This is a genomic window from Nonomuraea sp. NPDC046570 (assembly GCF_040645915.1).
GTDB lineage: Bacteria > Actinomycetota > Actinomycetes > Streptosporangiales > Streptosporangiaceae > Nonomuraea.
This window is the reverse complement of sequence record NZ_JBEYZF010000022.1, coordinates 128089-136395: the sequence shown is the minus strand read 5'-3', so window position 1 is coordinate 136395 and position 8307 is coordinate 128089. Positions and strand designations below refer to the sequence as shown.

The 8307-nt window shown below is 71.3% G+C and carries 8 protein-coding genes and 1 tRNA gene; 4 read left to right on the top strand and 5 right to left on the bottom strand.

Features of this window, described 5'->3' with window-relative positions:
• Window positions 1–397, top strand: a 397-nt coding sequence (locus ABZ911_RS29540) for an integrase core domain-containing protein (protein WP_358062955.1), incomplete at its 5' end; no start/stop codon positions are given.
• A 279-nt stretch (window positions 398–676) separates the two neighbouring features.
• Here ABZ911_RS29540 and ABZ911_RS29535 read toward each other — a convergent pair.
• A tRNA-Arg gene (locus ABZ911_RS29535) sits at window positions 677–750 on the bottom strand.
• Window positions 751–805: 55 nt separating this feature from the next.
• Window positions 806–1540 carry a ZIP family metal transporter gene (locus tag ABZ911_RS29530; protein ID WP_358062953.1) on the bottom strand — a complete coding sequence of 245 codons (735 nt, stop codon included), beginning with the start codon at window positions 1538–1540 and terminating at the stop codon, window positions 806–808.
• A gap of 270 nt (window positions 1541–1810) precedes the next feature.
• Here ABZ911_RS29530 and ABZ911_RS29525 point away from each other — a divergent pair, with 270 nt between their 5' ends.
• Window positions 1811–2593 carry a phosphotransferase gene (locus ABZ911_RS29525; RefSeq protein ID WP_358062950.1) on the top strand — a complete coding sequence of 261 codons (783 nt, stop codon included), beginning with the start codon at window positions 1811–1813 and terminating at the stop codon, window positions 2591–2593.
• Window positions 2577–3536, top strand: coding sequence for a cobalamin biosynthesis protein (locus ABZ911_RS29520; RefSeq protein WP_358062947.1), 960 nt, complete (start codon window positions 2577–2579; stop codon window positions 3534–3536). Before ABZ911_RS29525 ends, ABZ911_RS29520 begins: the two co-directional genes overlap by 17 nt.
• Here the strand turns inward: ABZ911_RS29520 and ABZ911_RS29515 are convergent, their stop codons facing one another.
• Window positions 3537–4868 (bottom strand): MFS transporter, encoded by a 1332-nt coding sequence (locus ABZ911_RS29515; protein WP_358062945.1) that lies wholly within the window; start codon window positions 4866–4868, stop codon window positions 3537–3539.
• 101 nt (window positions 4869–4969) lie between these two features.
• Here ABZ911_RS29515 and ABZ911_RS29510 point away from each other — a divergent pair, with 101 nt between their 5' ends.
• Window positions 4970–6451, top strand: coding sequence for a cobyric acid synthase (locus ABZ911_RS29510; protein WP_358062942.1), 1482 nt, complete (start codon window positions 4970–4972; stop codon window positions 6449–6451).
• A 1-nt stretch (window position 6452) separates the two neighbouring features.
• Here the strand turns inward: ABZ911_RS29510 and ABZ911_RS29505 are convergent, their stop codons facing one another.
• Window positions 6453–7481, bottom strand: a complete 1029-nt coding sequence (locus ABZ911_RS29505) for a 1-acyl-sn-glycerol-3-phosphate acyltransferase (RefSeq protein ID WP_358062939.1) — start codon at window positions 7479–7481, stop codon at window positions 6453–6455.
• 17 nt (window positions 7482–7498) lie between these two features.
• The gene (locus tag ABZ911_RS29500) at window positions 7499–8296 is read right to left on the bottom strand and encodes a patatin-like phospholipase family protein (protein WP_358062936.1); all 798 of its coding nucleotides are present in this window, start codon (window positions 8294–8296) and stop codon (window positions 7499–7501) included.
• Between the last annotated feature and the right edge of the window lie 11 nt (window positions 8297–8307).

Genomic DNA, 8307 nt, shown 5'->3' with positions numbered 1-8307 from the left:
GGAGGATGCGGGCTGCCGGACGCGCTACCTGATCCGAGACCGGGATGCGAAGTTTCCGGCCCTCATGGATGAGATCCTGGCCGACGCAGGTATCCAGATCGTGCTCGCCGGTATCCGGATGCCGCGGATGAACTCGGTCATGGAGCGGTGGGTGCAGTCGTGCCGCCGTGAGCTGCTGGACCGCTGCCTGCTGTGGAACGAACGCCACCTGCGTCACGCCCTGCGAGAGTACGAACGGTTCTACAATGAGCACCGAGCCCATCAGGCCCTGGCCCAAGCGGCCCCGCTGCGTACCGTCCCAGATCCGATCACCGATCCGAAGCGAATCGACGACCTGAACATACGCCGACGAGACCGGCTCGGCGGCATCCTCCACGAAAACTCACATGCCGCTTGAACTGCATGGATGCAATTTTCGGCAGCCGCAATCTCCGCGCCTAACCGAAGTGGGAGAGCCTGACCGGGGTGGGAGAACGGCCTCGTCTCGCCGGATTCGCGGCGGAACGGGGCTGTTCGTCTTGGCGCAGCCCCGGTGGGCAACGCGCTGGATAGCGTGGTGATCATGGCGTGTACGGGGTTGGTACGGGCGAGCACCGCGCGAGCACCGATCGGCTAGAACTATGTTCCGTACCGCTGAAGCGGCACGCATTTCCGCAGGTCAACGCCATGATCAAAGCGCGCCCTGCAGGATTCGAACCTGCGACCGTCGGATTAGAAGTCCGATGCTCTATCCAGCTGAGCTAAGGGCGCTCCGGACCAATTGTGCATGATCCAGGAGCGTGGCATGTACTCGATTACCCGCGTGTCAGGATGCGAGGCCGATCACCAGCCACATCACCAGTGTGCCTGCGACCGTGGCGGCCACGGTAAGCGGGCCCGAGTCGTGGTGGGTGTGGGCCTCCGGGAGGATGTCGGAGGTGGCGAGGTAGAGGAGGAATCCGGCGAACATCCCCAGGTAGAGGGAGAGGATCGGGTGGGGGATGTACAGCAGGGAGGTGAGGGTGGCGCCGGCGATGGGGGCGAGGGCGTCGAGGGTCAGGAGGGTGAGGGCGCGGCGGCGGGCGTTGCCGTACAGGGTGGTGAGGGTGAAGGTGTTGAAGCCGTCGGTGAAGTCGTGGGCGACCACCGCGATGGCGACGGTGATGCCGATGGCCTCGTCGGCCTGGAAGGCGGCGCCGATCGCGGCGCCGTCGAGGAAGCTGTGGAAGATGAGTGCGAAGGCTGCGGTGAGGCCGACGCCGGCGTGGCTGTGCCGGTGGGCGGCGTAGTCGCCTTCGTGGGCGTCGTGCATGGCGATGGCGCGTTCGACGATGTGGATGCCGAGGAAGCCGATGGCGAACATGAGCATCGGGACGGGTACGCCGTGCAGGGACAGCGGGGAGAGTTCGAGGGATTCGGGGATGAGTTCGAAGGCGACGACGCCGAGCATGACGCCGGCGGCGGCGCCGAGGACCAGGTGGCGCCGGCCGCGCACCCTGTCGGCGACCAGGCCGCCCAGCAGGGTCATCAGGAATGCGGCGAGGGCCAGCATGATCGGCATGACATCCCACGCTAGGCCCCTGAACCGGTGACCACCGGCCGCGACACAGAGATCGCGGCCATGACATGGAGACCGCAGGAATGGCGCGTGCACGGCGCTCGGGCGCGTCTCGCATGTCTTGTCGCACCGAGCCCTGGGTGAGGTGCGGGCCGTGTGAGGTGCGGGCCGTGTGAGGTGCGGGCTGGTGTGGGGGAGGAGGAAGTGGAATGGCGGGTTAGGTGGGGGAAATGGTGGGCGGGGAAGGGGAGGGGCGGTCTATGCTCTCCTGCCATGGTCGCGATGCTCCTGCGCGAGGCTCCGTTGCGGGGTGGGGACGTGACCGACGGAGTGGTGCGGGTCGGTGACACCGTTCGAAGACCCAGGAGCCCGTCGGCCCCCGCCGTGCACGCCCTGCTGCGCCATCTGCGGAAGGCCGGTTTCGAGGGCGCCCCGCGGGTGCTCGGCGTGGACGAGCACGGTCGCGAGGTGCTGACCTACGTCGAGGGGACGACGGGCCTGTCCAGGGCGGCGGTGAGCGATGAGGCGCTGGCCGACTTGGGGGCGCTGCTGCGCCGCTTCCACGACGCCACCGCGGGCTTCCCGCTCACCAGGAACGGCTGGGAGGGCGGCTCCAACGACGACGCCCCCGCCGAGGTGATCGGGCACTGCGACCTGACCCCGGACAACGTGGTGTTCCGGCGGGGCAGGCCGTACGCGCTGATCGATTTTGATCTGGCTCGGCCGACGACGAGGCTGTTCGACATCGTGACCACGATCCGCCATTGGGCGCCGATCGCGGATCCTGTGGATCGGGATCCGTTGCAGCGTCCGCTGGACGCGGGGGCCAGGTTGCGGGTGTTCTGTGATGCGTACGGTGCCACGGCGGGGCAGCGGCGGCGTCTGATCGGCCTGGCGCGGCTGCGGTTCGGGCAGTCGTATGAGTTGATGCGCGCTCGCGCGGGTGAGGGTGGTGGCTGGGGCCGGATGTGGGCGGAGGGGGCGGGTGAGCGGATCCGCCGGGCGGCGGCATGGCTCGACACCCACGAAGATGAGCTCTATGCCCATCTCGTCTGATCTGTCCCGTCCGGTTGGCATCGCTGCGGGGGTTCTGCTCGACGCTGCGCTGGCCGATCCGCGTCGCGGCCATCCGGTCGCGCTGTTCGGCACGGCCGCGCACGCTCTGGAGAAGCGGTCGTACGGCGACGCCAGAGCCCGTGGCGCCGCCCACGTCGCCCTCTGCGTGGGTGCGGCCACCGGCCTCGGCGTCGTGGCCTCACGGGTGCGGAGTCCGCTGCTGAGGACCGGTCTGACCGCCGTCGCCACCTGGGCGGTGCTGGGCGGTACGACGCTGGCCCGCGAGGGCGCGTACATGGCGGGCGCGCTGGAGCGCGGGGACCTGCGCGCGGCGCGCCGGAGGCTGCCGCACCTGTGCGGGCGGGATCCGGGCGGGCTGGAGGCGCCGGAGCTGGCGCGGGCCACGGTCGAGTCGATCGCGGAGAACACCTCGGACGCGGTGGTGGCCCCGCTGCTGTGGGGGGCGGTGGCGGGGGTGCCGGGGCTGCTGGCGTACCGGGCGGTCAACACGCTGGACGCGATGATCGGCCATCGCTCGCCGCGCTACGAGCGGTTCGGCTGGGCGGCGGCCAGGCTCGACGACGTGGCCAACTACGTGCCCGCGCGGGTGACGGGGCTGCTGACGGTGGTGGCCGCGCCGGTGGTGGGCGGGGCGCCAGGCAGGGCGCTGGCCGTACTCGGAAGGGACGGGCACCGGCATCCGAGCCCCAACGCGGGCCGCTGCGAGGCGGCCTTCGCCGGGGCGCTGGACCTGACGCTGGGCGGTGTCAACGTGTACGGCAGCCGGGTCGAGCACCGGCCGGAGATGGGCGACGGGCCGGGGCCGGGGGTGCGCGACATCAGGCGGTCGGTACGGCTGGCGCGGGTGGTGAGCCTGGCGGCGGCCGGGGTGTCCGTGTTGGCCGCCTGGGGGCTCGCCGCCGCGCGGCGGGGGCGGGGCTGATCAGGATCGGGCCGCGTCGAGCACCTTCTGGGCGTCGCGCTCGAAGGAGCCGCGGGCCGCGAGGGTGATCAGGCCGCCGAGCACCATGGCCGGGATCAGCACGTACATGCCGGTGGTGAGTGAGCCCATGCGGTCGGAGGCGACGCCCACGATCAGTGAGCCGAACGCGCCGCCCAGCGTGGTGAACAGTTGCAGGACGGCGAAGCCGACCCCTCGGGAGTCGGCGCCGACGACGTCGGCCAGGCAGGCGGTCATGTTCGGGATGGCGATCGCCATCAGCGTGCAGGCGATCAGGGTGAAGACGCCGAGGCCGATCAGGGAGTTCATGCTGAGCGCGCCGGCCAGGACGGCCGCGCCGAGGGTGATGCCGCCGCCTCCGGCGAGCAGCCGGCCACCCTTGATCCTGCCGTGCCATCGGCTGCCGAGCCAGGACCCGATCAGGGTGCCGAGCAGCGGGCCGGTGATGGTGATCAGGCCGCTGACCGAGCCGGCGGCGGCGGTGCCGACGCCGAAGCTGCGCACCATGAGCGAGGGCAGCCAGAAGAAGATGCCGGCCAGGCCGAGGGTGAGCAGGCCGAGGCCGAGGCAGACGGTGACCAGGGTGGGGATCTTCATCACCCGGCCGAGCTGGGGCCAGAACGGCTGCTTGGGGGCGGCTTCGGTCTCGGCCGCCGAGCCGCCCGCGATGAGCCGGTCGAGGTGGCCGCGGGCGGGCTCGCGCAGGCGCCAGCAGAGGTAGGCGGTGACCAGGCCGGGCACGACCATGATCAGGAATGTGGTGCGCCAGCCGAACGCCTGGCCGAGCACGCCGGCGATGAGGACGCCGATGCCGCCGAGGTAGGTGGTGAGGCGGGTCAGGCCGTACACCTTGGCGCGGCTGGAGGGCGGGTAGTAGTCGGCGAGAAGGCTGCTGGAGGCGGGGTTGTCGATGTTCTCGGCGGCGGCGAGGAAGACGCGCATCGCGTAGAACATGGCGAAGCCGGTGGCGAGGCCCGAGCCGAGCGTGGCGACGGCCCAGAGCATCACGACGAAGGCCAGGATGCGGGTGCGGTCGCGCCGGTCGGCCAGGTATCCGGCGGGCAGCGACACGAGCACGGCGGCCAGGGCCGCGGCGGTGGGGATGGAGCCCGCGGCGGTGTCGGAGAAACCCCATTCCTTCTGGATGAGCGGGAGGACACCGGACAGCAGGTTGAACTCGATCCGGTCGACGAGGCCGACGATGAACAGCACGACGAGCGGAGCCCAGCCGTAGGGGGCGCGGGAGTCGGCGCTGATCCCGCCAGGGGGTGGCGTTCCGAACATGCGACGTGCCGTGGCGCGGGTATCGACCATGTCCATCCTTTTTCTAGAAGACTATTCTAGTGGAATGTTCTAGACAGAGTGGCAGATCTCACACACTTCGTAAATGGGGGTGATGCGGAAGGATGTACCGAATGAAGGGCGCACTCCTGGTCGCTGGGACCACCTCCGACGCCGGTAAGAGCGTCGTCACCGCGGGAATCTGCCGGTGGCTGGCCAGGCAGGGGGTCAGCGTGGCCCCCTACAAGGCGCAGAACATGTCGCTGAACTCCTTCGTCACCGCGGACGGCGCCGAGATCGGCCGGGCGCAGGCCATGCAGGCGCAGGCAGCCGGGCTGGACCCGGTCGCCGACATGAACCCGATCCTCCTCAAACCGGGCAGCGACCGTCGCAGCCAGGTGGTCCTGATGGGCAAGCCGGTCGCCGACGTCGACGCGATGGAGTACGGCGCGCTCAAGGACCTGCTCAGGCAGTCCGCCCTGGAGTCACTGGAGCGGCTGCGCAAGGCCTACGACGTGGTGATCTGCGAGGGCGCGGGCAGCCCCGCCGAGATCAACCTCAGGCGGGGCGACATCGCCAACATGGGCCTGGCCCGCGCTGTCGGCCTGCCGGTGATCGTGGTGGGCGACATCGACCGGGGCGGTGTGTTCGCCGCCCTCTACGGCACGGTCGGCCTGCTCGACGCCGCCGACCAGGCGCTCGTCTCCGGCTTCGTGATCAACAAGTTCCGCGGCGCCGCCGAGCTGCTCGCCCCCGGCCTCGACATGATCAAGGCCCTGACCGGCCGCGAGGTGTACGGCGTCCTGCCCTACCTGAACGGCCTCTGGCTCGACGTCGAGGACTCCCTGGCCCTGGACAACCGCGTCACCCCCACGCACGAGCCGTACGGCAGGCAGAGCCTCAGGGTCGCCGTGGTCCGCCTCCCGCGCATCTCCAACTTCACCGACCTCGATGCCCTGACGGCCGAACCGGGGGTGGTCGTCCGCTTCGTCACCTCGCCCGCCGACCTCGATGACGCCGACCTGGTGGTGCTCCCCGGCTCCCGGGCCACCGTCGCAGACCTGGCCTGGCTGCGCTCGACCGGGCTCGCTGCGGCACTGCGCGAGCGGACCGGGCCGACGCTGGGCGTCTGCGGCGGCTTCCAGATGCTCGGCGAGCGCATCCTCGACCGGGTGGAGTCGGGCGCCGGGCTGGTCGAGGGCCTCGGGCTACTGCCGGTCAGCGTCGAGTTCGCCGAGGACAAGACCCTGGGCAGACCGTACGGCACCGCCTACGGCCAGCCGGTCAGCGCCTACGAGATCCACCACGGCCGCGCCACGGTCACCGGCGGCGAACCGTTCCTGGACGGTTGCCGGGTGGCCAACGTGTGGGGCACGACCTGGCACGGCGCGCTGGAGAACGACGGCTTCCGCCGCGCCTTCCTCGTGGACGTGGCGGCGCGGGCGGGGCGCGACTTCACCCCGGCCCCGGACGTGTCGTTCGCCGCGCTCCGGGAGCGCCGTCTGGACGCGCTCGGCGACCTGGTGGCCGACCACCTGGACACCGGCGCCCTGCTCCGGCTCATCGAGCACGGCCCGCCCGCCGGACTGCCGCCGCTCGCGCCGGGGGCCGGGTGAGTCAGGGCGTCCGCGCCGCGCGCTGCTCGTCGATCCAGGCGTCGATCAGCTCCCACTGGTCGTAGAGCCAGCGGATGCGCGCCTCGCGGCCCTCGGGGATCTCCTGGGCGGGCACCCGCCACCACTGGGCCGTGATGCGCGCCCTGACCGGCAGCTTGCGCCACACGTCGCCGATGGTGATCAGGTCGTCCAGGCCGGTGTGCGCGACGAAGATCACGTCGGCGGCGGGGCAGGCCTCGATCGCGGCGATCGCGCCGCCGGGGCGGGGCGGCAGCAGGTGGTCCATCCCCCTGGCCCGCTCGGCCTCCGCCCGCAGGCCCTTCTCCTCCAGGCGGCGGATCGCCAGCCTGCGGCGGCGCGGGGTGAAGTTGCCGCCCTCGGGGAAGATCACCAGGGCGTCGTCGTGGTCCATGGTCGCGGCCAGGCGCCTGATCTCCTCGATCACCCGGCCCTCCCCGGTCCGGCGCGGGACGAACGCGTTGGGCAGGCGGTTGATCACCACGTCGAGCGAGGGGTCGAACTGGAGGGCGGCCTTCATCACGATGCGCGGGCGGCGGCCGTACAGCGTGAGCAGGTGGTGGACCAGTAGGAAGGAGTCGCCGGGGCCGGCGTGCCTGGACAGCACGATCACCGGGTGGGCCAGGCGGGCGGCGGTCTCCTCGGCGGTCGGCGGCGGCTCGCGGATGTCGACGCTGAGGCGGAACAGGCGGGTCGCGGCGCCGTACACCTTGGACAGGAACCATGTGATCAACTGGTAGTGGCGCTCCTGGTGCACGTCGCGGTGTAGACGGCCGCCGAAGCCGCTGGCCACCCATAAGCCCAGGCAGGCCACCAGCAGGCCGCACTCCAGGATCAGCCAGGCGACCGCGAACCAGACCAGCCGCGTCCCCCGGCGCTGTGGCGCGGGCAGGCGCAGCGAGGCCGCCGCGACCACCACCAGCCAGACCGGCAGCGTCACGATCACGAACACGGTCAGCACGATGACCAGGGGAGCGAGGATCAGGCGCCGGAGGATACGAGGGGGAAGCACGCTTTCATCGGAACATGTCAGGTACGCGTTGCCAAATACCGGGACGACGCCTCGTAGGCGCGTTCGATGTACCGGGAGATCTGCGACAGGTCCCGCTGCAGCGGCCCGTCCGCGCCCGCGGGCAGGACGTGCACCTCGACGCCGTCCGGCAGTGCCGCCATCTCCTCGGCGAACCGGTGCCGCCGCGCGATCTCGAACGCCACCATGCCCACCTCCCACGGCCGGCGCGGCGCGGTCAGCGGCCGCTCGATCCGCCCCACATGCAGGACGAAGACCCGGGAGGCCCCGAGGTGTACGGCCCGCCCGACCGGAATGCTGTGCACCAGCCCGCCGTCGAAGAAGTGCTCGCCGCCCACCCGCACCGGCGGCAGCAGCCCCGGCACCGCGCACGAGGCCAGCACCGCGTCGACCACCGGCCCCTCGGTGAACCAGTGCGCGCTGGCCCGCTCCACACAGGCGGCCACGCACTGGAACGGCACCGCCAGCTCCTCGATCGTCCCCACCGGGACCGTCTCGGCCAGCAGCGCGCGCAGCGGGCCGATCGGATGCAGGTGCGTGCCGGTCCTGGCGAAGGTCGACACGCGGGTCACCCACGACCCGGCGAAAGCGGTACGGACGACGTCGGAGCGCCACAGCGAGGTCAGCGTCTTGACCGCCTCGCCGGGCTCGGCGGCCAGCAGCACGCCGTTGAGCGCGCCCACCGAGGTGCCCAGCACCAGGTCGGGCCGGATGCCCGCCTCGTCGAGCGCTCTGAGCATGCCCACCTCGTGCGCACCGAGCACTCCGCCGCCTCCGAGCACGAACGCCGTCTCCACAAGCGCCACGA